General features: G+C 72.6%; 22 protein-coding genes. 18 read left to right on the top strand and 4 right to left on the bottom strand.

Features of this window, described 5'->3' with window-relative positions; all coding sequences use genetic code 11:
* Nucleotides 1-8 precede the first annotated feature (8 nt).
* The gene (locus tag E6R18_RS19250; protein WP_136318133.1) at nucleotides 9-842 is read right to left on the bottom strand and encodes a PP2C family protein-serine/threonine phosphatase; all 834 of its coding nucleotides are present in this window, start codon (nucleotides 840-842) and stop codon (nucleotides 9-11) included.
* 257 nt (nucleotides 843-1099) lie between these two features.
* Between E6R18_RS19250 and E6R18_RS19245 the strand changes: the two genes are divergently transcribed.
* From E6R18_RS19245 to E6R18_RS19235, 3 genes are all read left to right on the top strand, one after another.
* Complete coding sequence (locus E6R18_RS19245; RefSeq protein ID WP_136318132.1) at nucleotides 1100-1399, top strand: DUF1876 domain-containing protein; 300 nt, start codon at nucleotides 1100-1102, stop codon at nucleotides 1397-1399.
* Nucleotides 1400-1562: 163 nt separating this feature from the next.
* The gene (locus E6R18_RS19240) at nucleotides 1563-2198 is read left to right on the top strand and encodes a DUF6629 family protein (protein WP_136318131.1); all 636 of its coding nucleotides are present in this window, start codon (nucleotides 1563-1565) and stop codon (nucleotides 2196-2198) included.
* A gap of 400 nt (nucleotides 2199-2598) precedes the next feature.
* Nucleotides 2599-3072, top strand: a complete 474-nt coding sequence (locus E6R18_RS19235) for a lamin tail domain-containing protein (RefSeq protein WP_136318130.1) — start codon at nucleotides 2599-2601, stop codon at nucleotides 3070-3072.
* A 92-nt stretch (nucleotides 3073-3164) separates the two neighbouring features.
* On the opposite strand, the gene E6R18_RS19230 is transcribed toward E6R18_RS19235, so the two are convergent.
* From E6R18_RS19230 to E6R18_RS19220, 3 genes are all read right to left on the bottom strand, one after another.
* Nucleotides 3165-5240, bottom strand: coding sequence for a SpoIIE family protein phosphatase (locus tag E6R18_RS19230; RefSeq protein WP_136318129.1), 2076 nt, complete (start codon nucleotides 5238-5240; stop codon nucleotides 3165-3167).
* A gap of 244 nt (nucleotides 5241-5484) precedes the next feature.
* On the bottom strand, nucleotides 5485-7125 hold the full coding sequence (gene pgm, locus E6R18_RS19225; RefSeq protein WP_136318128.1) for a phosphoglucomutase (alpha-D-glucose-1,6-bisphosphate-dependent): 1641 nt from the start codon (nucleotides 7123-7125) through the stop codon (nucleotides 5485-5487).
* Between the two features lie 46 nt (nucleotides 7126-7171).
* Nucleotides 7172-7906 (bottom strand): 4'-phosphopantetheinyl transferase superfamily protein, encoded by a 735-nt coding sequence (locus E6R18_RS19220; protein ID WP_136318127.1) that lies wholly within the window; start codon nucleotides 7904-7906, stop codon nucleotides 7172-7174.
* Nucleotides 7907-8066: 160 nt separating this feature from the next.
* Between E6R18_RS19220 and E6R18_RS19215 the strand changes: the two genes are divergently transcribed.
* From E6R18_RS19215 to E6R18_RS19150, 15 genes are all read left to right on the top strand, one after another.
* Nucleotides 8067-8555, top strand: coding sequence for a GNAT family N-acetyltransferase (locus E6R18_RS19215; RefSeq protein ID WP_136318126.1), 489 nt, complete (start codon nucleotides 8067-8069; stop codon nucleotides 8553-8555).
* 419 nt (nucleotides 8556-8974) lie between these two features.
* A complete protein-coding gene (locus E6R18_RS19210; protein WP_206308320.1) occupies nucleotides 8975-13255 on the top strand; it encodes a discoidin domain-containing protein in 4281 nt (1426 codons plus the stop codon).
* A gap of 214 nt (nucleotides 13256-13469) precedes the next feature.
* On the top strand, nucleotides 13470-14894 hold the full coding sequence (locus E6R18_RS19205; protein WP_136318125.1) for an extracellular solute-binding protein: 1425 nt from the start codon (nucleotides 13470-13472) through the stop codon (nucleotides 14892-14894).
* A 93-nt stretch (nucleotides 14895-14987) separates the two neighbouring features.
* A complete protein-coding gene (locus E6R18_RS19200; RefSeq protein WP_136318124.1) occupies nucleotides 14988-15947 on the top strand; it encodes a sugar ABC transporter permease in 960 nt (319 codons plus the stop codon).
* A 15-nt stretch (nucleotides 15948-15962) separates the two neighbouring features.
* Nucleotides 15963-16922 (top strand): carbohydrate ABC transporter permease, encoded by a 960-nt coding sequence (locus E6R18_RS19195; RefSeq protein WP_168712393.1) that lies wholly within the window; start codon nucleotides 15963-15965, stop codon nucleotides 16920-16922.
* A gap of 120 nt (nucleotides 16923-17042) precedes the next feature.
* On the top strand, nucleotides 17043-18668 hold the full coding sequence (locus E6R18_RS19190) for a glycoside hydrolase family 13 protein (protein WP_136318123.1): 1626 nt from the start codon (nucleotides 17043-17045) through the stop codon (nucleotides 18666-18668).
* 103 nt (nucleotides 18669-18771) lie between these two features.
* Nucleotides 18772-19098 (top strand): cupin, encoded by a 327-nt coding sequence (locus E6R18_RS19185; RefSeq protein ID WP_136202419.1) that lies wholly within the window; start codon nucleotides 18772-18774, stop codon nucleotides 19096-19098.
* Between the two features lie 123 nt (nucleotides 19099-19221).
* Entirely contained in the window at nucleotides 19222-19848 is a 627-nt protein-coding gene (locus E6R18_RS19180; RefSeq protein ID WP_136318122.1) for a GNAT family N-acetyltransferase, read from the top strand.
* Between the two features lie 99 nt (nucleotides 19849-19947).
* The gene (locus tag E6R18_RS19175; RefSeq protein WP_136318121.1) at nucleotides 19948-20820 is read left to right on the top strand and encodes an ABC transporter substrate-binding protein; all 873 of its coding nucleotides are present in this window, start codon (nucleotides 19948-19950) and stop codon (nucleotides 20818-20820) included.
* Nucleotides 20821-20947: 127 nt separating this feature from the next.
* A complete protein-coding gene (locus tag E6R18_RS19170; protein ID WP_136318120.1) occupies nucleotides 20948-21880 on the top strand; it encodes a carbohydrate kinase in 933 nt (310 codons plus the stop codon).
* 125 nt (nucleotides 21881-22005) lie between these two features.
* Nucleotides 22006-23250, top strand: coding sequence for a beta-ketoacyl-[acyl-carrier-protein] synthase family protein (locus E6R18_RS19165; protein WP_136318119.1), 1245 nt, complete (start codon nucleotides 22006-22008; stop codon nucleotides 23248-23250).
* A 51-nt stretch (nucleotides 23251-23301) separates the two neighbouring features.
* Complete coding sequence (locus E6R18_RS19160; RefSeq protein WP_136318118.1) at nucleotides 23302-25182, top strand: acyl-CoA dehydrogenase; 1881 nt, start codon at nucleotides 23302-23304, stop codon at nucleotides 25180-25182.
* A 5-nt stretch (nucleotides 25183-25187) separates the two neighbouring features.
* Nucleotides 25188-25334 (top strand): hypothetical protein, encoded by a 147-nt coding sequence (locus E6R18_RS34090; RefSeq protein WP_168712392.1) that lies wholly within the window; start codon nucleotides 25188-25190, stop codon nucleotides 25332-25334.
* Between the two features lie 90 nt (nucleotides 25335-25424).
* Nucleotides 25425-25685: an acyl carrier protein gene (locus E6R18_RS19155; RefSeq protein WP_136318117.1), complete on the top strand. Its 261-nt coding sequence runs from the start codon at nucleotides 25425-25427 to the stop codon at nucleotides 25683-25685.
* Nucleotides 25682-26905, top strand: coding sequence for a beta-ketoacyl-[acyl-carrier-protein] synthase family protein (locus E6R18_RS19150; protein ID WP_136318116.1), 1224 nt, complete (start codon nucleotides 25682-25684; stop codon nucleotides 26903-26905). Before E6R18_RS19155 ends, E6R18_RS19150 begins: the two co-directional genes overlap by 4 nt.
* Nucleotides 26906-26912: the final 7 nt, after the last annotated feature.

The raw sequence follows: 26912 nt of genomic DNA, 5'->3' as shown, positions 1-26912 counted from the left end.
TGGCCGCCTCATCCCGGGGCGGCCGCGACGCCCTCGTGCCGCAGGACCAGCACCGCGGCGTCGTCCTCGTGCCCGGTGCGTTCGGCGGAGCCCAGGATCGCGTCGGCCAGCACGTCCGCGTCGTCACCCACCCGGGAGCGCACCAGCCGCACCACCTCGTCCAGCCCCTCGTCCAGCGGGTAGGACGGACCCTCCACCACCCCGTCGGTCAGGAGCACGAAGGCCCCGTCGGACGCGAGCCGGCGGGTGGTGACCGGATACTCCTCGCCGGGCTGGACCCCCAGCGGCAGCCCGCCCTCGTCGCTCGTGGTGCCGGCCCGGCCGTCGGCGGTGGCCCACACCGCGGCCACATGACCGGCCCGGGCGCTCTGCAGTTCCCGGGTGCCCGGGTCGAGACGGACGAAGGTGCAGGTGGCGAGCAGGCTGGAATCCGCGGCGAGCAGCAGGTCGTTGGTGCGGCGCACCACCTCGCCCGGATCGGCGGCCGCCACCGCGAGGGCGCGCATCGCGATGCGGATCTGGCCCATGAAGGCGGCCGCCTCGACGTCATGGCCCTGTACGTCGCCGATCGCGAAGGCGAGCGTCCCGTCGGGGAGCTGGAACCCGTCGTACCAGTCGCCGCCGATGTCCAGACCGTTGCGCGCGGGGGAGTAGCGGGCGGCGGTGCGCAGGCCGGGCAGCGAGGGCAGGGCGGGCGGCAGCATCTCGCGCTGCAACGCCTCGGCCAGCTCCACCCGCGCCTGGTGGAGCTCCACCTCGCGGCGGGCCCGGGACGTGAGGTCCTGGAGGGTGGTGAGCAGCTCTTCGGCACTGGCCGACCGGGGAGGACGACGCCGGTTCATGGGCCGCTCCGCAGGACAGGGGGGTGATGAGCCGCACCCCGGTGACGTCGGTCGGGGCGGGACGGGCCGGGGCCGACGGCGCGGGGCCGGTGCTGCCCGGCCGCCGCGGTCGTCGCTGTGTCTGCATCCTATTTCGGCCGGTGGCCGCGCGCAGGCCGAGGCGGCGGGCGGGCGGCGGTGGCCGGTTGGGTGGATGCTGGAAGCGGACCCGTGCGGCGGCCCGCGCCCGCCGGCCGGTGCGGGCCGGGAGGTATGCGATGAACCGCACGCTGGAGTGGACGGTGCGTGTCGAGCTGTCCGAGCAGGACGGGACGACCAGGGCGGAGGCGGTGCTGGACACGGGCTCGGCGAGGCTCACCGGCCAGGGCATCGCCCGGTGCAGCCCGCAGGACCCGGACGTGCCCACCATCGGGGACGAGGTCGCGGCCAGCCGTGCGATGCACGATGTCGCCGCTCAGCTGATGAGCGTGGCCGACCGCGCGCTCGGCGAGGCGGGCGCGGGCCGCGCGGACGAGCCGCTGCGGCCGCCCTACGCCTGGTCGGACGCCTCGTCCTAGGGTCTGTCGTCACATTCCCGTCTGCCGCGCGGCCCGCCCGCACGGCAGACGGGAATGTGACGACAGACCCTGGAGCCGGGCCCCGCCGGGGGCGCGGGAAGCAGTGTGAGCGGAGCAGCGGCGGGCGTGGTGCCGGCCGGCGGAGACGACCCCGGGGGGCCCTATGTGCTGGAGCGCGACCGCCGATCTGGTCGCCGGCACCGCGGTGGCCGCGATCGGTGTGGCCTGCGTGGCGCGCACCCGGCGGCCCCGTGACCTGCCGCTCGCGGCCCTGCCCGTGATCCTCGGGGCGCACCAGCTCATCGAGTCCGCGGTCTGGCGCGCGGACGGCGGAAGCGGCCCGGCCACCGTCGCCTGGGCGGTCATCGCCCTGCCGCTGCTGCCGCTGTGGGTGCCGCTCGGGGTGCTGTGCGCCGCCCCGGCGCACGCGCGGCGCCGCCTCGCCGTACCCGTGGCGGTCGGGATGGTGACCTGCGCCGTCCTCGCGTACAGCCTCGCGGCCCGGCCGGTGGCGGCGCAGGTACGCGGTCACACCCTCGGCTACGCGCTGGACCTGCCTTACCCCCGCCTGCTGGTGGCGGGCTATCTGCTGGCCACCGTCGGCTCGCTGCTCCTGTCCGGTGACCGCCGGCTGGCCTGGCTCGGCGTGCTCGTCGCGGGCGGGGCCGCGGTGTGCGCGGCGCTGTGGCGGCTGGAGTTCATCTCCACCTGGTGCGCGTTCGCCGCCGTGTGCTCGGTGGTCCTGCTCGGCTGGTCCGGCCGGCCCGACTCGACCGCGCCACAGCCGCCGGCCCGGTAGGCGAGCGGCGGACCCACCCGTTGTTCGAGGGAACGTCCGTCCCCCTTCCCGGCGGTAACGGGGCGGGTGTTCGGGCGCAGGTGCGGGTCGTTTGTTACGGACGCGCGGGCCGTGCCGCAGGTCCCAGGTGCGGGCACGGGAGGCGGTCGCCCGGGCGGCGGACCCCCGTCAGCCCGGCGCCGTACGGCTGGTTGCAGCGGACAGGGATTGACAGGTACCCATAGATTTCCCTCCATGCCGCCTACAGCCGTGTGTGACGGAAATGTCCGCACTTCGTAACACGGCCCGACGCTGTCCCCACACGGCCCACGACAGGCCCAAGGTGTGGCTCCCGGCATCACACCGGGACCGAACAACCGCCCGGACCCCCTCGGCCCGGGCCTGCACCTGAGGGGTCTTCATGTCCCGTTCCGCACGGCGGATCACCGCCGCCGTTCTCGCATCCGGCGCACTGGTCGCCGCGGCCGCGCTCCCGGCGTCAGCCGACGGCCACGGCCACGGCCGCGGTCACGCCCCGCGTTCCACCGTCGTCCTGGGCAAGATCCAGTACGACAGCCCCGGCCGCGACAACGGCTCGAACCGGAGCCTGAACGGTGAGTGGGTCACCGTCACGAACACCGGCCGGCAGGCCGTGAACCTGCGCGGCTGGACGCTCAGCGACGAGAGCCACCGCACCTACCGGTTCGACCTGCGGCTGGCCGGCCGCTCCTCGGTGCGCGTGCACACCGGCGTCGGCCGCGACACCCGCCACGACGTCTACCAGGACCTGCGCCGCTACGTCTGGGACAACAGCGACACGGCGACCCTGCGCGACGCGCGCGGCCACAAGGTCGACTCCAAGTCCTGGGGACGCCACCACGGCCCCCGCCGCTGACCCGTAGGCGACCCGCCCCGCGGCGCACCCCGGCACACCAGGCCGCGGTGCGCCGCACGGCGAGCGGAGCCGCCCCGGGCGCCGGCGGACCGTCAGGCGCCCTCGTCCGCCGGGATCTCCTGCTCGGTCCACAGGGCCTTGCCGTCCATGCTGTAGCGGGTGCCCCAGTGGTTGGCGAGCTGCGAGACGATGAACAGGCCGCGCCCGCCCTCGTCGACCGTGCGCGCGTGGCGCAGGTGCGGGGCCACCGGGCTGGTGTCGTGGACCTCGCAGGTGAGGGTGCGGTCCAGCATGACCCGAAGTTGCAGCGGCGGGGTGCCGTAGCGGACGGCGTTGGTGATCAGCTCGCTCACGATCAGTTCGGTCGCCTCGATCGTGTCCTCGTCCAGGTCCCAGCCCTCCAGCCGGTCCCGGACCAGGGTGCGGGCGACGGCCGGGGTGGTCCGGTCGTGGGCCAGCTCCCAGGTCGCCACCCGCTCCGGCGGTACCACACCGGTCCGGGCGAGCAGCAGCGCCGCCCCGTCCGGATCGGCCTCGTCCGGCAGGTTGTACACGATGGCGTCGCACAGCTCCCGCAGCGGGCGGTCCGGGAACGCCAGCGCGTCCTGGACCCGCCCTACCGACTGCTCCTCGGGCAGCAGCGACCCCGTCAGGAACGCCAGCACACTGCCCTCGTCCAGCTCGACCGAGCCGGTCGCGAAGGGAGCGCTGTCCTCCGAGAAGAGCGCGGGCCCCTCCGGGACGTCCAGCGCGAGCGGGCGGCCGTCGGGGGCCACGACGACCGGTGCGGGATGCCCGGCCCGCGCCGCCGTGCAGACCCGGGTGAACGGGTCGTAGACCGCGTACAGGCACGTCGCGGTCAGCGGCTGGCGGTGCAGCGAGTCGCCCGGCGGCAGCGACCTGCGCTCCTCGACCAGCCGGTCCGCCGTGTCGTTGAGCCGGGCCAGCACTTCGTCGGGCTCCAGGTCGAGACCCGCCAGCGCGTGGATGACGGTGCGCAACTGGCCCATGGTGATGGCGGTCTGCAGGCCGTGCCCGGCCACGTTGCCGATGATCAGCGCGGTGCGCGCGCCGGAGAGCCCGATGGTGTCGAACCAGCAGCCGCTGTTGCGGCCCGGCAGCAGCACGTGCGCGGTCTCCATGGCGACCCGGGCGCCGTCGTGCTGGGGGAGGAGCCGGCGCTGGACGGTCGAGGCGATCACATGCTCGCGGGCGTAGCGCAACGCGTTCTCGATGCTCAGCGCCGCGTGGGCGGCGGCGGTCAGCGCGAGGGCGAGGTCGCGCTCGTTGTACGGATCGCCCCGGCGCCGGTACAGGCTCAGCAGCCCGAGCACGGAGCCGTGCAGCTTCAGCGGGGCCACGATCAGGGAGTGCGCCCCGGTCTCCTCGACCGTCCGCCGCGTGGCCGGGTCCGCGTCCAGCCACGGGGTGTCCGGGCCGAGCTGGACGAGCCGGGGCCGCAGATCGGTGACGGCGAGGGAGAACGGGGTGGCCTCTGGCAGCCGGCGCAGCTCACCGACGAGGTTGTCCGGGTCCGTCCCCGTCCCCCGCACGGCGGCCCGGCGCAGCGGGACGTCCCGCCGCAGCGGGCTGAGCGGCGGGTCGGCGCCGCGCAGCACCTCGTCCACCACCTCGACCACGGCCAGGTCGGCGAACTGCGGCACCAGCGCCGAGACGAGCCCCTCGCAGGTCGCCGCCATGTCGAGGGAGTGGCCCGCACCTCTGCGCACGGCCGTCAGCACGTCCGCCCGCACGCGGGCCTTCTCCCGTTCGTTGACGTCGACCACGGCCGCCAGCACCCCGAGCGGCCGGCCGTCGGAGGCGTCCAGGCGGTGCAGGGTGACCGTCAGGCTGCGGGAGGGCCCGGGGGAGTGGGCGAGGCGCCCCCGGGCGACGTGGTTGAGCACGGGCGCGCCGGTCTTCAGGACCTGGCGCAGCATCCGGTCGGCCGCCTCGGCGTCGTCCAGGTGGTACGCCTCGGTGAAGTGCAGCCCCACGATCCGCTCGGGGTTCGCCGCCTCGGTCAGGGCGTTGACGCGCACCACCCGCAGGTCCGTGTCCAGGACGTGCAGGCCGACCGCTGACTGGCTGAAGAGCGTGTCCAGGAGCACCCCCGCCATGTCGTCCGCAGCGCCCGCCCCGGGGGCCGTTGTACCGGTGTCCGACACGTCGCACCCCCAACGGGCTCCGCCACCCCTGTCGATCGGCAGCTCTGCGGACAGCCTGCGGGGCCCCGGGCCCGGCCCGCCACCGCGCCGCGGCGAACGGGTGAGGCCGCGGCGGCAACCAGCCGCCGCACCCCGGTTTCTTCCTCGGGAACGGCATGGCGACGGCACCGAGGCCCGCGGTGTCGACGCCCTGAGAGCGCGCCCGCCCCTCCCGGCGCGCCGCGGCCGGGAGGGGCGGCCCGCCTCAGGACTTCAGCGCCGCCGAGACCACGGCCTTGGCCTCCTCCTGGACCTGGCCGAGGTGCTCGGCGCCCCGGAAGGACTCGGCGTAGATCTTGTAGACGTCCTCGGTGCCCGAGGGGCGGGCGGCGAACCAGGCGTTCTGCGTGGTCACCTTGATCCCGCCGATCGCGGCCCCGTTGCCGGGCGCCGAGGTGAGCACGGCGGTGACCGGCTCGCCGGCGAGGGTGTCGGCGTCGACCTGCTCGGGGGAGAGGCGGGCCAGTACCGCCTTCTGCTCGCGGTCCGCGGGCGCGTCGATCCGCGCGTAGGCCGGCTCGCCGAACCGGGCGGTCAGCGCGGTGTAGTGCTGGGACGGCGACTGGCCGGTGACCGCGAGGATCTCGGAGGCGAGCAGGGCGAGCAGGATGCCGTCCTTGTCGGTCGTCCACACCGAGCCGTCGCGGCGCAGGAACGAGGCCCCGGCCGACTCCTCGCCGCCGAAGCCCAGGGAACCGTCGGACAGCCCGTCCACGAACCACTTGAAGCCGACCGGCACCTCGACCAGCTCCCGGCCGAGCTCGGCGGCGACCCGGTCGATCATGCCGGACGACACCAGGGTCTTGCCGACGCCCGCCCCGGACGGCCAGCGGTCCCGGTGCGCGTACAGGTAGTTGATGGCGACGGCGAGGTAGTGGTTCGGGTTCATCAGACCGGCGTCCGGGGTGACGATGCCGTGCCGGTCGGCGTCGGCGTCGTTGCCCGTGGCGATCTGGAAGCGGTCGCTCTGCCCGATCAGCGAGGCCATCGCGTACGGCGACGAGCAGTCCATCCGGATCTTGCCGTCCCAGTCCAGCGTCATGAACCGCCAGGTGGGGTCGGTCAGCGGGTTGACCACGGTCAGGTCGAGCCGGTGCTGCTCGGCGATCCGGCCCCAGTAGGCGACCGCGGCCCCGCCGAGCGGGTCGGCGCCGATCCGCACACCGGCCTCGCGCACCGCGTCCAGGTCGAGGACGGAGGGCAGGTCCGACACGTAGGTGCCGAGGAAGTCGTAGCGGCCGGTCGTGGGGGCCGCGAGCGCCCGGGTGTACGGGATGCGGCGCACGTCCTTGAGGCCGCCGGTGATGATCTCGTTCGCCCGGTCCTGGATCCAGCCGGTCGCCTCGGAGCCGGCCGGGCCGCCGCTCGGCGGGTTGTACTTGAACCCGCCGTCGCCCGGCGGATTGTGGGACGGGGTGACCACGACCCCGTCGGCGAGGCCCGAGGTGCGGCCGCGGTTGTACGTGAGGATGGCGTGCGAGACGGCGGGCGTCGGGGTGTAGCCGTCCTCGGAGTCGATGAGCACGCTCACGTCGTTGGCGGCGAACACCTCCAGGGCGGTGACCCGGGCGGGCTCCGACAGGGCGTGCGTGTCGGCGCCCAGGAACAGCGGCCCATCGGTGCCCTGCCGGGCCCGGTACTCGCTGATGGCCTGGCTCGTCGCCGCGATGTGGTCCTCGTTGAAGGCGGTGGCCGTGGACGAACCACGGTGCCCTGAGGTGCCGAACGCCACCCGCTGGCCGGGTTCGGCCGGGTCGGGGTGCAGCGCGTGGTACGCCGTCACCAGCCGTGCCACGTCGGTCAGGTCCTCGGGGCGCGCCTGCTGTCCGGCTCGTGTGTGCGGCATCTGCCACTCCTCCGTATCGGTCGGTCGGTGCGATCTGCCCGTGCGGTCATTTTCGCCGGTCGGGGCCGTGCGCGGGCGCCCGCCCCGCCGTGCCGACGGCCACCGCCGCCGCGTATCCGGCGGGGACGGCGACATCGGTGACGTCCCAGCCCGGCGGGTTCAGGGGGCGCGGGCCGGTGCCCACGTGCTCGCGGTGCAGACCACCCGCCAGGCCGACGCCCTCACCCTTGAGGTACGCCTCCTTGCGGGTCCACACCCGGGCGAAGGCGGCGGGCCGTTCCGCCTCCGGCAGCGCGGCCAGCTCCCCGGCCTCGGCCGGATGCAGCTGCCCGGAGATCTCGGCCACGATGCGGGCCTCGGGGACGTGTTCGACGTCCACCCCGACCGGGGCGTCCGCGAAGGCCAGCAGGGCCGTGCCCCGGGTGTGCGAGAGCGAGAAGTGCACCCCGCCGCCGGTCGCGGGGCGGCCGTGCGGGCCGTCGCAGGTCGGGCAGGGCTCCCGCGTCAGCCGGACCGCCTGCGGGGCGACCCCCTGCAGCGCGCCGAGGAGCATCCGCAGCGCCACATGTGCGGCCCGGTAGCAGTCGCGGTCGGGCCGGAAGGCCAGCTTCTGCGCCCGGGCGAGCTCCGATGCGTCCAGGACGCCGGGTGCCAGCCGGCGGACCGCCTCGGCTGACCGGTCCGTGTCCACGAGCCACAGGGAGGGGGTGCCGGGCCGCCAGGACGGGGCGGGTCCCCGGTAGCCGTCCTCGGTCAGTGCGAACTCGTGGGGCTGGTACACCGTTACGTCGTTTCCTCGGCAGGGGGCGGGCGCCGTGCGCGGGCATCGACGGCCGGAGGGGCGCTCTTATCCTATGGAGATCGGGACCGGGCGCGACGTATGTTCGATCACCGTGTGCCCGAGCCCCCGAGGCGCGGCCCTTCGGACAGGAGAGCGACAGATGCCGTCGGACAGTCGCCCCGTTCTGCTGCGGGAGGCCCGCGCGGACGACGCGGTCCCGCTCACCCGCCTGTTCCTCGCCTCCCGCGCCGCCGCGATGCCGTATCTGGCCCGGGTGCACAGCGACGAGGCGACCCTCGCCTGGATGACCCATGTGGTGCTGCCCGGCACCGATGTCCGGGTGGCCGAGATCCCGGCGGACGGGGGAGCGGGGGCCTCGGAGGCGGCCGGCTTCGTCTCGCTCGACGGCTCCGGGCTGGAGCACCTCTACGTCGCCCCCGGGCTGCGCCGCCGCGGCATCGGCTCACTCCTGCTGGACGCGGCCCAGCGGGGCGGCGCCGAAGAGCTGACCCTGTACACCTTCCAGCGCAACGCCGGCGCCCGGGCGTTCTACGAGCGCCACGGGTTCACCGCGGTGGCTTTCGACGACGGCAGCCGCAACGAGGAGAAGGAGCCGGACGTGCGCTACCGGTGGCGCCGCTCCGGGTGAGCGCCGGCGGCTGAGCCGCAGCGCGTACGGGACGCAAGGGCGGGGTCCGCGGTCGCGGGCCCCGCCCTCCGCCGTGCCCGGACCCGCCCGCTTCCCGCCCCGGTGCGACCACCCCCCAACTGGCACCTTTCAGCGGCTTGCACAGCCGCGCAAACTACTTGCGTGAACCGGACGTTGCCGTTTGCGTGGGCGACGTTTCGCCAAATGCCCTGGTTGTCAGGCGGGTTGGCTTGAGCTGGGCGGGCGCGTCGGCTTGCCTTCTTCTGTCGGAACGGTGGACTCCCCGTCAATTCTCTGCAACTCTCTGACCGCAAAACGCAAAAGGTCATCCTGTCAGTGCAGGAATTCGTGTACTGACAGGTTCGCAGATTGAGCCGCGCCTCGGCCGCCCCTGCGCCGAGGCAGCAGATCGGGGACACATGAGAACGCGACGATGGAGATGGCGGGTCCTTTCCGCGACCGTCTCCACCAGCCTGATGATGGTCGCCTGGCCGGCGCTCAACGCCTCGGCCGCCGGCGGCCCGGACATCGCCGCCGGCCACCGCGCCGCCGCGAGCAGCGGGAAGTCGGCCGGGAACATCGCCGACGGGCAGCAGTCGACCTACTGGGAAGGGTCGGAGAAGTCACTGCCCCAGTGGGTGCAGAGCGACTTGGGCAAGGTCGCCCGCATCGACCAGGTCACGCTGAAGCTGCCCGCCGACTGGGCGACCCGCCGCCAGACGCTCTCCCTCCAGGGCAGTATCGACGGCACCAGCTTCTCCACGCTGAAGACCTCGGCCGCCTACACCTTCGCGCCGGGCAACTCCAACAAGGTCACCATCAGTTTCCCGGCGACCCAGGCCCGCTTCGTACGGGCCGACATCACCGCGAACACCGCGTCCAAGAACGGCCAGCTCGCCGAGCTGGAGGTCCGGGCGGCGGCGGAGTCCTCGGTGAACCTCGCCGCCGGGCGCACGCTCACGGCCAGCAGCTACACCCAGACGTACATCGCCGCCCACGCCAACGACGGCAACCCGGCCAGCTACTGGGAGAGCCGCAACAACGAGCTGCCGCAGTGGATCCAGGCCGACCTCGGCTCGTCCGTACGGGTCGACCGGGTGGTGCTGCGCCTGCCGGACGGCTGGGAGACCCGCAGCCAGACGCTGAAGATCCAGGGCAGCACCAACGGCTCGGACTTCACCGACCTGACACAGGCCAAGGCGTACACCTTCAGCCCCACGGCCGGCGAGAGCGCGACGATCACCTTCGACGCCACGACCACCCGCTACGTGCGTGTCCTGGTCAGCGCCAACTCCGTCCAGCCCGGCGCCCAGGTCTCCGAGCTGGAGATCTACGGCCCCGCGTCCGGTGACACCCAGGCACCGACCGCGCCGACGCAGCTGGCGTACACCGAACCGGCCACCGGACAGATCCGGCTGACCTGGAAGCCCTCGACGGACGACACCGCCGTCACCGGCTACGACATCTACGCGAACAACACCCTGCTGACCAGCGTGGCCGGTGACGTCACCAGCTACACCGACACCCGCCCGGCCGGCACCACCGTGTCCTACTACGTCCGGGCCAAGGACGCGGCGGGCAACGTCTCGGGCAACAGCAACACCGTCACCCGCAGCGGGGGCACCGGTGACACCCAGGCGCCGACCGCACCGGCGAACCTGAGCTTCACCGAGCCGGCCTCCGGGCAGATCAAGCTGGTCTGGCAGGCGTCCAGCGACAACAAGGCCGTCACCGGTTACGACATCTACGCCAACAACGTGCTGCGCAAGAGCGTCGCGGGCGATGTCACCACCTACACCGACACCCAGCCCGCCGGCACCACCGTGTCGTACTACGTCCGGGCCAAGGACGCGGCGGGCAACGTCTCGGGCAACAGCAACACCGTCACCCGCAACGGCAGCACCGGCGCGGCCTCCAATCTCGCCGTCGGCAAGCCCATCACCGCCTCCTCCGTGGTCCACACGTTCGTCGCGGAGAACGCCAACGACAACCAGCTCTCCACCTACTGGGAGGGCGCGGGCGGCAGCTACCCCAACACGCTCACGGTGAAGCTGGGCGCCAACGCCGACACCCAGAGCGTCGTCGTCAAGCTCAACCCGGACAGCAGCTGGGGGGCCAGGACCCAGAACATCCAGGTCCTCGGCCGTGAACAGAGCGCCTCGTCCTTCACGAGCCTGGCCGCCGCCAAGGACTACGCGTTCAGCCCCGGCAGCGGCAACACGGTGACCATTCCGGTCGACGCCCGGGTCGCCGACGTCCAGCTGAAGTTCACCTCCAACACCGGCGCGCCCGCCGGCCAGGTCGCGGAGTTCCAGGTCCTGGGCGCCCCGGCTCCCAACCCGAACCTCCAGGTCAGCGCGGTGACGGCGAGCCCGGCCGCACCGGTCGAGTCGGACCCGGTCACGCTCACCGCGACGGTGCGCAACACCGGCGCCCTCGCCGCTCCGGCCGGCAAGCTCGAATTCCGGCTCGGCGGCTCCAAGGTCGCCACCGCCTCCGTGGGCGCGCTCGCCGCCGGGGCCTCCGCGCAGGTGAGCGCCGGCATCGGGGCGCTCGACGCGGGCACGTACACCCTCGGTGCCGTGGCCGACCCGGACAACGAGATCATCGAGCAGAACGAGACCGACAACGCCTACACCAGCACGGCCGGGCTCGTCGTCAAGCCGGTCGCCAGCTCCGACCTGGTGCCTTCGGCGGTCACCACCTCGCCGTCCGCCCCGGCCGAGGGCGACAACGTCACCTTCTCCGTCGCCATCAAGAACCAGGGCACGGTCGCGTCCGCCTCGGGCGGCCACGCCGTCACCCTGACCCTGCTCGACTCCAAGGGCGCCACGGTGAAGACCCTCACCGGCAGCTACAACGGCGCGATAGCCGCGGGCGCCACGACCGCCCCGGTGAACCTGGGCTCGTGGACCGCGGCCAACGGCTCGTACACCGTGAAGACGGTGATCGCGGACGACGCCAACGAGCTCCCGGTCAAGCGCGAGAACAACACCGCCAGCAGCTCGTTCTTCGTCGGGCGCGGCGCCAACATGCCGTACGACACCTACGAGGCGGAGGACGCGGTCACCGGCGGCGGCGCGAAGGTCGTCGGGCCCAACAGGACCGTCGGCGACATCGCGGGCGAGGCATCGGGCCGCAAGGCGGTCACGCTCAACGACACCGGCAACTACGTCGAGTTCACCACGAGGGCCAGCACCAACACCCTGGTGGCCCGCTACTCCATCCCGGACTCCGCGGGTGGCGGCGGCATCGACTCCAAGCTGAACGTCTACGTGGACGGCACCTTCCTCAAGGCGATCGACCTCACCTCGAAGTACGCGTGGCTGTACGGCGCCGAGACCGGCCCCGGCAACTCCCCGGGAGCGGGCTCGCCGCGGCACATCTACGACGAGGCGAACGTGCTGCTGGGCAAGACGGTCCCGGCGGGCAGCAAGATCCGGCTCCAGAAGGACGCGGCGAACACCAGCACCTACGCGATCGACTTCGTCAGCCTGGAGCAGGCCACGCAGATCGCCAACCCGGATCCGGCCGCCTACACCGTTCCCGCCGGCTTCACCCACCAGGACGTCCAGAACGCCCTGGACAGGGTGCGGATGGACACCACGGGCAAGCTGGTGGGCGTCTACCTGCCGGCCGGCGACTACGGGACCGCGAGCAAGTTCCAGGTCTACGGCAAGGCCGTCAAGGTCATCGGGGCGGGGCCCTGGTACACCAGGTTCCACGCGCCCTCGACGCAGGAGAACACCGACATCGGCTTCCGGGCCGAGGCCAGTGCCAAGGGCTCGACGTTCGCGAACTTCGCGTACTTCGGGAACTACACCTCGCGCATCGACGGACCGGGCAAGGTGTTCGACTTCTCCAACGTCTCCGACATCACCATCGACAACATCTGGAACGAGCACACGGTGTGCCTCTACTGGGGCGCCAACACCGACAGCATCACCATCAAGAACTCCCGCATCCGTGACACGTTCGCCGACGGCATCAACATGACCAACGGCTCGACCGACAACCACGTCGTCAACAACGAGTCGCGGTCCACCGGAGACGACAGCTTCGCGCTGTTCTCGGCGATCGACTCCGGTGGCTCGGACATGAAGAACAACGTCTACGAGAACCTCACCTCGCTGCTGACCTGGCGCGCGGCCGGTGTCGCCGTCTACGGCGGCTACGACAACACCTTCCGCAACATCCGCATCGCGGACACCCTGGTCTACTCCGGGATCACGGTCAGCTCGCTGGACTTCGGCTACCCGATGAACGGCTTCGGGACCACTCCGACGACGATCGAGAACGTCTCCGTGGTCCGCTCGGGCGGTCATTTCTGGGGCACGCAGACTTTCCCCGGGATCTGGCTGTTCTCCGCCTCCAAGGTCTTCCAGGGCATCCGGATCAACCACGTCGACATCGTCGACCCGACGTACAGCGGCATCATGTTCCAGACCAACTACGTGGGGGGTCAGCCGCAGTTCCCGATCAAGGACACGATCCTGACCGACATCTCCATCTCCGGCGCCCGCAAGAGCGGTGACGCGTTCGACGCCAAGTCCGGCTTCGGGCTGTGGGCCAACGAGATGCCCGAGGCCGGCCAGGGGCCCGCCGTCGGCGAGGTCACCTTCAACGGGCTCAAGCTCAGCGGCAACGCCCAGGACGTGAAGAACACGACGTCCACCATGAAGATCAACATCAACCCGTAACAAGCACCGCATACAGGGGCGCCGTCCGGTCCGCCGGGCGGCGCTCCGTGCTGCGCGCACGCGGAATCCCGCATGCCGCGTGCGGAGCACTGTCAAACTTTTACGAAAACTGCGCGAGATATTGCGTTCACATGTCGACGCTGGTTGAGTGTGCCTCGCCCCGGTAGTCAGTCGGCCGAGGGCCATCCACGCTCATGCCCAAAGGGGACCATCGATGAGAAGTGCTGGGTTGCGCCGCACACGCCGTATCAGCCGTGCCTCCGCGGCTGCCCTTGTCACCGCACTTGCCCTGACCTCGCTCGCCTCCTGCGGCACGAGCAGCAGCAAGGACGACGACTCGAGCAGTTCGTCCAAGGGGTCGTCCGACCCTTCGGCCCCGCTGGACCCGAAGGCGAAGGTGACGATCTCGATCGACTGCATGCCGCCGGCGGCCAAGGCCGCGGAGCTGCGCGAGTGGAACGAGGACATCAAGGCGTTCAACAAGAAGTACCCGAACGTCACGATCAACGGGAAGTCGACCCCGGGCCAGTGCAACGAGCCGCCCCGCTTCACCGCCATGCTGAAGGGGAAGTCGCAGCCCGACGTCTTCTACGCGTACTTCAGTGACCTCCAGCAGGTCCTGGACAACGACGGGGCCGAGGACATCTCCGCGTACGTCACCGACAAGACGGTGCCCGCGCTGAAGGACATCCAGCCCCAGGTCGTCGACGTGGCCCGCAAGGACGGCAAGCTCTACGGCCTGCCGACCAGCAACTACACCATGGGCCTGATGATCAACCGGAAGCTGTTCACCGAGGCCGGCCTCGACCCGAACAAGCCGCCGGCCACCTGGGACGAGGTCCGCGCGGCCGCCAAGAAGATCGCGGGCCTGGGCAAGGGCATCTCCGGCTACGGCGAGTACAGCGCCGGCAACAACGGCGGATGGCACTTCGCCGCCACCCAGTTCGGTCTCGGCGGTGACATCGTCGACGCCTCCGGCAAGAAGGCCGCCTTCAACAACGCCACCGGCAAGCAGGTCCTCCAGCAGCTGCACGACATGCGCTGGGAGGACGACAGCATGGGCAAGACCCAGCTGCTCAAGTGGGGCGACCTCCAGAAGCAGATAGCCAGCGACAAGCTCGGCATGTTCCTGGCCGCGCCCGACGACATCGCCTACATGGTGCAGCAGCTCGGCGCCTCGTACGAGACCTTCGGCCTGGGCCCGATCCCCGGCGCCAAGGGCACCCTCTTCGGCGGCAACAACTACCTGATCAAGAAGGGCAGCTCGCCCGACCAGATCAAGGCCGCCATCGCCTGGCTCAACTTCAAGAACCTCACCCCCGGCAAGGGCCAGTTCGACTGGGCCCGCACCAAGGCCGACAAGCTCCCCGTCGGCCTCCCGCAGCCGAACTTCTTCCTCGGCGAGAGCAAGACCAAGGACGACGCGTCCCGCGCCGAGAACGCGACGATGCCCGTCGAGAACTTCAAGGCGTTCATGGACAACCCCGTCCCCGGCAAGGCCGAGCCGCCGAAGGCGCAGGAGATCTACAAGATCCTCGACAACGCCATGTCCGGCGTCCTGACCAACAAGAACGCGGACGTCGACAAGCTGCTCTCCACCGCCGAGAAGCAGGTCAACCAGGTTCTGGCGAACCAGTAACGGACGCGCGGGGCCGGGTCACGCGGACCCGGCCCCGCATCCGGACCCCGTCCGCGTACTGCGCTCGACGTTCACCGGCACCGAGGAGACACCATGTCGGCCCCTACCCTGTCCCCCCGCAAGGCGACCACGCCTCGCCCAGGACACCAAAGCCCCGCACGCCGGGACTCCGCCCGCGAGGAGTTCCTGCGCGCCGTGCGCCGCAACATCTCGGCCCACGGCTTCCTCATCGGAGCGGTGCTCTGCTTCTCGCTCTTCTCCTGGTATCCGATGGTCCGGGAATTCATCCTGGCCTTCCAGAAGAACGAGGACGGCAAAACCACCTGGGCCGGCTGGTCCAACCTGACGTACGTCTTCAACGACCCGGCGTTCTGGCAGGCATGGCGCAACACCCTCCTGTTCACCGTCCTCGCCCTGCTGCTCGGCTTCGTCGTGCCCTTCGTCGTCGCCGTCGTGCTCAACGAGTTCCGGCACGGACAGGGCTACCTGCGGCTCCTCGTCTACCTCCCCGTGATGCTGCCGCCGGTCGCCTCGGTCCTGCTCTTCAAGTACTTCTACGACCCCGGCTACGGCCTCTTCAACCGCATCCTGGCCATCTTCCACCTGCCCGAACAGCAGTGGCTCCAGGACACCAGCACCTCCATGCTCTCCGTCGTCATCGCGGCGACCTGGATGAACATGGGCGGCGCCACCCTCATCTACCTCGCCGCGCTCCAGGGCATCCCCGGCGAGCTGTACGAGGCGGCCGAACTCGACGGCGCGGGGCTGCTGCGCAAGATCTGGCACGTCACCATCCCGCAGACCCGCCTCATCCTCTCGCTCCTGCTGCTCATGCAGATCATCGCGACGATGCAGGTCTTCACCGAACCGTTCCTGCTCACCAACGGCGCCGGCCCGGAGGGCTCCACCACCACCGTCGTCTACCTCATCTACCAGTACGCCTTCAACTTCAACAACTACGGCAGCGCGGCGGCACTCGGCCTCGTCCTGCTCGTCGTCCTCGCGGGATTCTCCGCGGTGTACGTGCGACTGAGCCGCAGCAGCGAAGACTAGGACGGGAGCACGACCATGGCATCGAACACGCTGGTCTCCCGGCGCGGGAGCACCGCACGCAAGTCCGCCCGGCGCGGGAACGAGGGCGCCGCCGAACGCGGCCGCCAACGCACCCTGATCTCACCGGCGCAGATCGGCAGACGCCGCGGCAGGACCTTCTACTGGATCGTCTTCGCCCTGGTGATGATCCTGTTCACGGTGGTCTTCCTCGGCCCCCTGTACTGGATGGTCACCGGTGGCCTCAAGACCACCCAGGAAGTGGTGCAGAGCCCGCCCACCGCCTTCCCCAGCTCCATCCACACCGAGAACTACAAGCAGGCATGGACCGTGATGGACCTGTCCAAGCTGCTCTTCAACACCCTGTACTACGCCTTCGGAGCGCTCGCCTTCCAGCTGATCTTCGACGTCGCCGCCGCCTACTCGCTGTCCAAGCTGCGGCCGGTGTTCGGCAAGGTCATCCTCGGCATGATGCTGGCCACCCTGATGATCCCCGCCACCGTGCTCGTCGTCCCGCAGTACCTCACGGTCCTGGACGTGCCCGTCTTCCAGCGCAACCTCGTCAACTCGCCCTGGGCGATCTGGCTGCCGTCGGTCACCAACGCCTTCAACATCTTCCTGCTGAAGCGGTTCTTCGACTCGATCCCGGGCGAACTCCTCGACGCCGCCGCCATGGACGGCGCCTCACCCCTGCGCACCCTGCGCTCGATCGTCCTGCCCATCTCCCGTCCGATCCTCGGAGTCGTCTCCATCTTCGCCGTCGTCGGCGTGTGGAAGGACTTCCTCTGGCCGATGCTCACGCTGCCCGACCCGAGCAAGCAGACGCTCAACGTGGGCATCTACTCACTGGCCAGCGGCGTACCCGAGAACGTGCTCATCGCCGCACTCACCATCGCGTCGATCCCGACGCTGCTCATCTTCCTGCTCTTCCAGCGCAACATCATGAGCGGTCTGACCGCGGGCGGCCTCAAGGGCTGACACCCGCCCCGGGGCACGCCCCCAAGCCGCCTTCCCCTCAGCACTCCGCCGCCGGCCCTCCCATCCTGCCCCGCTTGCCGGGCCGGCGGCGGAGTACCACCTGCCCGAAAGGAACGCCACGTGGCAGCCAACCGTCCGTCCGAGGCCACCGCACACTGGTGGCGCGATGCCGCCATCTACCAGGTCTACCCACGCAGCTTCGCCGACGGCGACGGCGACGGCACCGGCGACCTGGCGGGGGTACGGGCCAAGCTGCCCTACCTCGTGGAACTGGGCGTGGACGCCCTCTGGTTCACCCCCTGGTACCTCTCGCCGCTGGCCGACGGCGGCTACGACGTGGCCGACTACCGCACGATCGACCCCGCCTTCGGCACCCTCGCCGAGGCCGAGAAGCTGATCGCCGAGGCCCGCGAACTGGGCATCCGCACCATCATCGACATCGTGCCCAACCACGTCTCCGACCAGCACGCCTGGTTCCGCGCCGCCCTCGAAGCCGGCTCCGGCAGCCCCGAGCGCGACCTCTTCCACTTCCGCAAGGGACGCGGCGCGAACGGCGAGATCCCGCCCAACGACTGGGTCTCCGAATTCGGCGGCACCCCCTGGACCCGGCTGGAGGACGGCGAGTGGTACCTCCACCTCTTCGCCACCCAGCAGCCCGACCTCAACTGGGCCCACCCCGCCGTCCGCCAGGAGCACGAGGACGTGCTGCGCTTCTGGTTCGAACGCGGCGTCGCCGGCGTGCGCATCGACTCCGCCGCCCTGCTCGCCAAGGACCCCGCCCTGCCCGACTTCGTCGTCGGCACCGACCCGCACCCCTTCGTGGACCGCGACGAACTGCACGACATCTACCGCTCCTGGCGCGCCATCGCCGACGAGTACGACGGGGTCTTCGTCGGCGAGGTCTGGCTCCCCGACACCGAGCGGTTCGCCCGCTACCTGCGCCCCGACGAACTGCACACCGCCTTCAACTTCAACTTCCTCGCCTGCCCCTGGGAAGCCGGGCTGCTGCGGACCGCCATCGACGACACCCTCGCCGAGCACGCCTCGGTCGGCGCCCCCGCCACCTGGGTGCTGTGCAACCACGACGTGACCCGGACCGTCACCCGCTACGGCCGCGCGGAGACCGGGTTCGACTTCGCGGCCAAGACCTTCGGCACCCCCACCGACCTGGCCCTCGGCACCCGCAGGGCCCGCGCCGCCGCCCTCCTCTCGCTGGCCCTGCCCGGCGCGGCCTACCTCTACCAGGGCGAGGAACTCGGGCTGCCGGAGGCCGACATCCCGCTGGACCGCATCCAGGACCCGATGCACTTCCGCAAGAACGGCACGGACCCGGGCCGGGACGGCTGCCGCGTCCCGCTGCCCTGGTCGGCGAGCGAACCGTACGCCGGATTCGGGGCCACCACGGACCCCTGGCTCCCGCAGCCGGACGGCTGGTCCGCGTACGCCGCCGACCTCCAGAGCCAGGACCCGGACTCGATGCTCAGCCTCTACCGCCAGGCCCTGCGGCTGCGGCGCACCGAACCCGGCTTCGGGACCGGCGGGGAGCCCGGCATCCAGCGGCTGACCTGGCTTGACGCCGCGCCCGGCGTGCTCGCCTTCGCCCGGACCGACGGCCTGCTGTGCGTCGTCAACCTGGCCGCCGAGGCCGCGGACCTGCCCCCGCACACCGCGGTGCTGCTCGCCAGCGGCCCCCTGGACGACGCGGGACGCCTCCCGCAGGACACGGCCGTGTGGCTGCGCGCCTGACGTAGCCACGGCCGCACACCGGCCCGGTCCCGGACGTGTGGGAGCGCGACCGGGACCGCGCGGCAGGTTCGCGGCCGGGCGGGGGCTGCGGCACAGTGGGCATATGGACGCTCCGAACGATCTGAATGCCCTCGCCGCCGAGCACCTGGCCGCCGCCCGCACCTCCCCGCACGGCCGCAGCGCCCACCTCCTGCTCCACCAGGACCCGCTGCGCCAGACCGTCATCGCCCTCACCTCGGGTTCCGCGCTGGACGAGCACAACGCCCCGCCCGCCGCCTCGCTCCAGGTGCTGCGCGGCTCGGTCCGGCTCACCGCCGCGTCCGGGGACGTGGAACTGACACCCGGCCGCCTGCACCCGATCCCGCAGGAGCGGCACGGGCTGCTCGCCCTGGAGGACGCCGTCGTCCTCCTGACGGCCGTCAACCTCTGAGCAGTGCCCGGCCGGTGGCCGCGCCCGTGGTCCGGGCGCGGCGCGGCCCCACGCGGTGATCTCTTCTCCCAAGATCCTTCCCGAGCCTTGTGGGAGCGCTCTCGGAGTCGGCAGGATGAGCCCGTGACCCAGCTCCCCGGCCCACGGGCCTACCACCCCGACGACAGCGCGGCCCTCTCGGACATCTGCATACGCACCGCCGCCGGCGGCAGCGACGCCCGGCACCTGTACCCCGACCCGGAGCTGGTGTCGTCGATCTTCGCCACGCCCTACGCCGTCCTGGAACCCGAGCTCACCTTCGTCCTGGACGACGGCACCGGCCGCGCGGTCGGATACGTCCTCGGCACCGCCGACACGCCGCGCTTCGTCAAGCAGTTCCGCGAGCAGTGGCTGCCCAGGGTCGAGGACCGCTACCCGCTCGCCGAGGACCCGCCGCGAAGCCCCACCGACGAGATGACCGCCCTCCTGCACCACCCCGAGCGGATGGTCCTGCCCGAACTCGCCCGCCACCCCGCGCACCTGCACATCGACCTGCTGCCCGAGTGGCAGCGCAAGGGGTACGGCAGGGACCTCATGCGCACCTTCCTCGCGGCCCTGAACACCAAGGGCGTCAAAGGCGTCCACCTCTCCATGCTCACCGCCAACACCCCGGCCAGGGCTTTCTACGACCGGCTCGGCTTCACCGAGATCCACGTCCCGGACCCCGGGCCCGTCACCTACCTGGTACGCGGTACGCAGGCGGATCTGTAGGACCTTTCGCCCCACCGGAGGGTGCCGCCGGGATTCGCTGGGCAGGTACTCGGTGACCGCCGCCGCCGGGCGGCGCGTTCCGGGTGGGAGGCATGTGACGTGACGGAGCGGACCGTGTGGCAGTTCACCGACGACCGCGGGCAGTTGTCGGCCCGCGAGGAGCGCCCGCAGCGGGTGCTCGCCTATATCCAGGCCGGCGCGACCCTGTGGGACCACGGGATACGGCCGGCCGGGCTGTTCGGCTCCGGCCACGACGACCCGGCCGCGCCGGACGCCTCGAAGACCGGCTCGCTGCCCCTGGACGAGATCGCGTACGCCGGGGCCGGCCCCACCCTGGACGCGGACGCGTTACTGAGCGGCGGACCGGACCTCGTGGTCGCCGTCAGCTACGGCGGCGGCCAGGTCTACGGCCTCGGCCCGGAGACCGCCAAGCACCTGGAGGACCACGTCCCGGTCGTCGTCATCGACGTGGGCCAGGCGCGCACCCTCACCGAGATCGGTGACCGCTTCGCCCAGCTGGCCCGCTCGCTCGGCGCCGAGGAACCGGCGGCGGCGACCCGGGAACTGGACGCCGCCCGGAGCCGGCTGCGCGCCCTCACCGCGCGCCCGGACCGGGCACGGGTCCTCGCCCTGTCACCGGCCGGCCAGGAGCAGGCCCACCTGGCCCGCCCCCGCATGTGGCCCGAGCTGCGGGTCCTGAGCGAACTGGGCGTCAACCTGCTGGAACCCGCCGAGGGACCCGGTGCGAACTGGTCCACGACCGCCTATGCCGAGGCCGCCGCCCTGCGCCCCGCCGTCGTCCTCGCCGACATCCGGTCCAACGCCACACCGCTGGACGAGCTCCGGGACAACGCCGGCTGGGCGGCCGTCGCGGGCGCGGCCCGGGTGGTGCCGTGGAACCCGGAACCTGTGTGCAGCGCGCACGCGCACGCCCGGTTCCTGGAGCTGGTGGCCGACGCGCTGGACACGTAGGGGCCGGGCGCGACGCGGCCTGCGGCAGACCCGTGCCGCGTGCGAGGGTGCTCGGGTGTCCGGAACGCCGTGCGGCACCCGGACGCCCCGATCACCCCGCCACCGCACCTCTGGAGAACCCGCCCTCATGCCCGACCGAACCGACTTCCTGGTCATCGGTGAATGCGTCGCCGACATCGTCCGGCTTCCCGACGCCCCCGACCGGGTCCACCCCGGGGGCAGCCCGGCCAACGTCGCCCACGGCCTGGCCAGGCTCGGACACCCGGCGACCCTGCTCACCCAGCTCGGCCCGGACGACAACGGGCGGCTGATCCGCGCCCACCTGGCCGGCGGCGGTGTCGAGGTGCGCACGGACGGGGCCCCGGACCCCACCCCGTCGGCCGTCGTGACCCTGGACGGCGAAGGGCGCGCCTCGTACGCGTTCGAGGTCACCTGGACGCTCGGTCAGGCCGCCCTGGACCGGCAGCCCGGGCACGTCCACACCGGGTCGATCGCCGCGGTGACGGAACCCGGGGCGGCCACCGTCATGGCCGCCGTCGACTCGCTGCGCACGGCCGCCACCGTCAGCTACGACCCCAACGTGCGGCCCGCCCTGATGGGGGACCACGCGGCCGCCGTGCGCCGGGTCGAGCGCTGCGTGGCCCTCAGCGACGTGGTCAAGGCCAGCGACGAGGACCTGGACTGGCTGTACCCGGGCCAGGACCCGGTCAAGACCGCCGAACGGTGGCTCGCCGGCGGACCGGCCCTCGTCCTCGTCACCCGGGGCGGCGCGGGGGCCACGGCGGTCCTGCCCGACGCCCAGGTGGAGGCCGGCGCGCTGCCCGCCGACGTGGTCGACACGGTGGGGGCGGGCGACGCCTTCATGTCCGGCGCCCTGCACGCCCTGGCCGCCCACGGGATGCTCGGCACGGCCGGCCGGGGCCGGCTGCGGTCGGCGGCCCGGGACACCGTGTGCGACATCCTGCGGCACGCGGCGGCTTCGGCGGCCGTGACCGTCGCCCGGGCCGGCGCCAACCCGCCCGACATGACCGAACTCCGGGACGCGCTCGGCCGGGGCTGAACGGCACGGGGCCCCGCGCGCCCGCCATCCGGAAGGACACGTTCGGGCCAGTCGCCCGCACCCTTCCCGGTGCCTGCGGCGTTTGCCCGTCAGTGGGGCCCGACGAGGCAGGGGAGGTCCGCGGTATGGCGCGGGACGAGAAGACGACCGTGGTGACGGGTCTGGGCCTGGTGACGCCCGTGGGCGCCGACGAGCACACCTTCTGGGCCGGCCTGTGCGCGGGCCGGTCGGTGGCCCGGCGCTGCGGGGAACTGGCCGGACTGCCCGCCGACTTCGCCTGCGTGGCCGAGGAGACCGACCTGGACGAGGCCGTCGGCGGGCGGGCCGGCTGGCGGATGGCGCGGTTCGCGAAGATGGCCCTGGTCGCCGCGCGCCGGGCCGTCGCCGACGCCGGGCTGCGCCCGGAGCGCTGGGACGGCGGCCGGGTGGGCGTCGTGCTCGGCGTCGGTGTGGGCGGGGTCTCCGCCCTCGTGGACAACGTCCGCAGGCTGGACGCCGGAGGCCCGCAGGCCGTCTCGCCGCTCCTCGCGCCGATGATGATGCCCAACGCGGCCGCCGGCGAGATCGCCATCGACCTGCGGGCCCACGGACCGAGCCTCGCCCCGGCCACGGCCTGCGCCTCGGGCGCCACCGCCCTCGCCGTGGCCCACGACCTCCTGACCGGCGGCCGGTGCGACATCGTGGTCGCGGGCGGCGCCGAATCCGTGCTGACCCCCCTGGTGGTGACGGCCTTCGCGCAGATGGGCGCGCTGTCCGTGCGCACCGGCGACCCGGCGGCCGCGTCCCGGCCCTTCGCCGCCGACCGCGACGGGTTCGTCCTGGGCGAGGGCGCCGCCGTGCTGGTCCTGGAGCGGGCCGGGCATGCCGCGGCCCGGGGAGGCAGGGCCCGGGCCGTCCTCGCCGGGGCCGGATCCGCCACGGACGCCCACCACCCCACCGCACCCGACCCCGGCGGCCACGGCGCCCGGCGCGCCGTCGAAGCGGCCCTGGACGCTGCGGGCTGGACCGCCCAGGAGGTCGACCACGTCAACGCCCACGGCACCTCGACCCCGCTGAACGACGCGATGGAGGCGGGGCTGATCGCCCGACTCTTCCCCCACCGGCCCTCGGTGACCGCGCCCAAGGGCGTCATCGGGCACACCCTCGCCGCCGGCGGCGCGATCGAGGCCGCCGCCACCGTGCTGACGCTGGAACACGGCGTCGTCCCGCCCGTCGCCAACCTGGACGCCCCACCCGCCGAGTGGGACATCGACTGCGTGACCAAGCAGCCGCGACGCCAGCACGTCGAGCGGGCGGTCAGCCACTCCTTCGGCTTCGGCGGACACAACGTCGCGCTCGCCTTCGAACAGGTCCGACACGCCGGCAGGTGAACATCTGCGCGATCACGGTGTCCTGACCGTGCGCCAGTCGTTCCCCCCTGTATGACCACCACTCTCGACAGCACCGGCACCACGGGGGCCGGCGCCGACCCCCTCGCCCGCCCGCTCACCTCCGTACTCCTGGGCCCGGACGCCCGCCGTGAACACGGCTTCTGGCGCCGGCTCAGCGCGACCGGACCGTTCCGCCTGCCCCCGGGGCCGTCGGCGGGCGGCACCCCCGAGGAACGCCTCGCACGCGCGTACGCCCGTCTGCGCGCCCTCAACAACGCCCTGGACAGCGCCGCCCGGCCGGCCTGCGACCCCCGGGCCCTGGCCGCGCTGCACGAATGGCTCGCCCCCGTCGACCCGGCGCTCGCCACCATCGCCGGAATCCACTACAACCTCTTCCTCGGCAGCCTCCTGGACCACGACACCGACCGTCCCCGCGACCTGTCCGACTACCTCCTGCTGCGGCGCACCGGGACCTTCCTGTGCACGGAGGTCGACCACGGGAACGACGCCGCCGCCATCGAGACGACCGCCACCTACGACCCCGTACGCGACGGGTTCGTCGTGCACACCCCGCACTGCGGCGCCCAGAAGTTCATGCCCAACACCGGCCCGGCCGGCGGCCCCAAGTCCGGGCTCGTCGCCGCACGCCTGATCGCCGGCGGCACCGACCACGGCGTCTTCCTGCTGCTGGTGCCGCTCACCGACACCACCGGCCCGCTGCCCGGCGTACGCGTCCGCAGGCTCCCGGCACGGATGGGCAGCCCCGTGGACCACAGCCTGACCTCCTTCGACCAGGTCTTCGTCGGGCGCGAGGCCCTGCTCACCGGCCCGCAGGGGCGGATCGACGGCGACGGGGTGTTCCGCAGCGCCACCGAGGGCCGCAGACGCCGCTTCCTCGCCTCGATCGCCCGGGTCGTCACGGGCCGCGTCTGCATGAGCGCCAGCGCCGTCGGCTCCGCCCGCGCCACGTTGGCCGTCGCCGTGCGCTACGGCGGCCACCGCTACGTCTCCGCGGGCCGCCGCTCCCCGCGGGTGCCGGTGATCGCCCACCGCAGCCACCACGGGCCGCTGGCCGAGGCCATGGCCACCGTCTTCGCCATGAGCCTGCTGCACCGCAGGGTCCTGGACCGCTGGGAGGCGGCCGCACCGGGGCCCGCGGCCGAACGCGAGGCGGCCGAACGACTGGTCGACATCGCCAAGGGCTGGATCACCTGGCAGGCCCGCGAGGTGATCGTGGAGAGCCGGGAGCGCTGCGGCGCCCAGGGGCTGCTGGAGAACAACGGCATGACCGCACTCGTCACCGGGGTGGAGGGCGCCATCACCGCCGAGGGCGACAACCTCGCCGTCCACGCCAGGGCCGCCGCCGCCATGGTCTTCGCCGCGACCGCCGGGCCCCCGCACGAGCCGGCCGCGCAACCACCGGCCGGCGACCTCACCGACCTCCGGTTCCTGGTCCGACTCCTGGAGCGGGTGGAGGAGATCCGGTTCGCGCGCGCCGCGGCGCGGATGGCGCCGGTGGCGCACGGCGGCCCGCTGGAGCGGTGGAACGCGGCCTCCGGGCCCGCGCTGCGCGGGGTCGAGGCGCACGCCTGCCGGCAGGCGGCCGAGGCGTACGCGGACGCGGTCGACGCCCTGCCCGCCGGGGCGGACCGGGACCGGCTGGACGAACTGGCCCGGCTGTTCGCCCTGGGCCGTGTGGCCCGCAGCAGCGGGGACCTGCTCGCGGCGGGCCACCTGAGCGCCGGCCAGGTCGAGGGCCTCACCGAGTGCACCGAGCAGCTGATCGCCGCGGTGGCGCCCCGGCTGCCGGAACTCGCCGAGTCCTTCGCCTTCCCCGAGGAAGTGCTCGCCGACTGGCCGATCACGGGGGCCCGTTACGCCGACGCGTACGACGACCCGGACGCCCACTGGCATGCGGGGGAGGAGCGATGAGGAGCGTGCGGCGAAGCCGCGCGGCGGACGCCGTGCAGGCCCTCGCGGCAGGAGCCGTGCTCCTCGCCTACTGGAGCACCGTCGCCCTCTTCGCGCGCTGGTGCGGGGCGCCGCGAGGACGCAGTGACGAATCGGTTCGCCGCAAGGCGTAACCGGAGCGATCCTGCCCAGTTACTCCGGCGTCGGGCGGTGCGCGCCGCCGCCCGGACACCCCACCGGATGGGCATGAGGAAAGGAAGACCATGAGCACGATTCACCCCCGGATCACCGACGTACTCAGCCGTACCTTCAAGGTGCCCGTGGCCGAGATCCTCCCGGAGTCCACGATGGACAGCCTGGACATGGACTCCCTCGCGGTCGCCGAGTTCGCCGTCGTCCTCAGGGAGACCACCGGGGTCGAACTGGACTCCGCCACTCTGCACCGGCAGACCACTCTCGCCGGTCTCACGGAGTACCTTCACGCGTCGGCCGACGGCGGGGCCCCGGTGAGTACCGCCCGATGAAGACACCGGCCATCGCCGTCACGGGGCTGGGCATGATCACCCCGGTCGGCAACGACACCGAGTCCACCTGGGACGGTGTGTGCGCCGCGGTCAGCCCGGCCCGCACCGTCGCCGCCCTCGAAGGGTGCGAGATCGACTTCGCCTGCATGGTCGACGGCATCGACCTGGACGCGGCGGTAGGCCGCCGTACGGCCTTCCGCATGGGCAGATACGTCAAGTTCGCCGTACTCGCGGCCCGCGAGGCGGTCGCCGACGCGGGGCTCGACCCGGCCGGCTGGGACGGCAGCCGGGTCGCCGTCGTCGTCGGCACCAGCAGCGGTGGCTCCGCGCACCTCACCGACCAGGCGCTGGTGCTGGAGCGGCGGGGACCGGATGCCACCTCACCGGCCGGTGTGCTGCTGACCATCCCCAACATGCCCGCCGCCGAGATCGCCATCGAGATGCGGGCCACCGGTCCCAGCATGGCCCCCTGCACGGCCTGTTCGTCCGGTGTCACCGCGCTGTCCGTCGCCCGGGACCTGCTCGCCACCGGGCAGTGCGACGTGGCCATCGCGGGAGCCACCGAATCGACGGTCTTCCCGATCGCCATGACCGGGTTCGCCCGGTCCGGGGCGGGGGCCCGCGCGGACGGCGACCTGTCCCGGCTCAGCCGGCCCTTCGCTGCCGACCGGGCCGGGCTCGTCATGGGCGAGGGCGCCGCCGTCATGGTGCTGGAGCGCGCGGACGACGCCGAGGCCCGGGGCGCCGAACCCCGCGCCCTGGTCGCCGGCACCGGCGCCACCACGGACGCCCACCACCCCACCAGCCCGCACCCCGACGGCCGGATCGCCCGGGCCGCCGTCGAGGCCGCGCTGCGCGACGCGGGCTGGCGGGCCGAGGACGTCGAGCACATCAACGCGCACGGCACCGCGACCCAGCGCAACGACGCCGCCGAAGCCGCGCTCATCAGCCGCGTGTACCCGCACCGGCCCCCCGTCACCGCGCCCAAGGGCGTGCTGGGCCACTGCATGGGAGCGGCCGGGGCGATCGAGGCCGGGCTGACGGTCCTCACGCTCCAGCGCGGGGTGATCCCGCCCGTCGCCAACCTGGACGCCCCCGCGCCCGAGTTCGACATCGACTGCGTCACCAAGCAGCCGCTGGTGCGGCCCGTCGGCCGGGCCGTCAGCCACTCCTTCGGCTTCGGCGGACACAACGCCGTGGTCGCGCTCCGGCGTCCGTGACCGGCCG

Origin of the sequence: Streptomyces sp. A1277 (genome assembly GCF_004795015.1) — a bacterium.
Lineage (GTDB): Bacteria > Actinomycetota > Actinomycetes > Streptomycetales > Streptomycetaceae > Streptomyces.
This window is presented reverse-complemented; position numbering and strand designations above follow the sequence as displayed.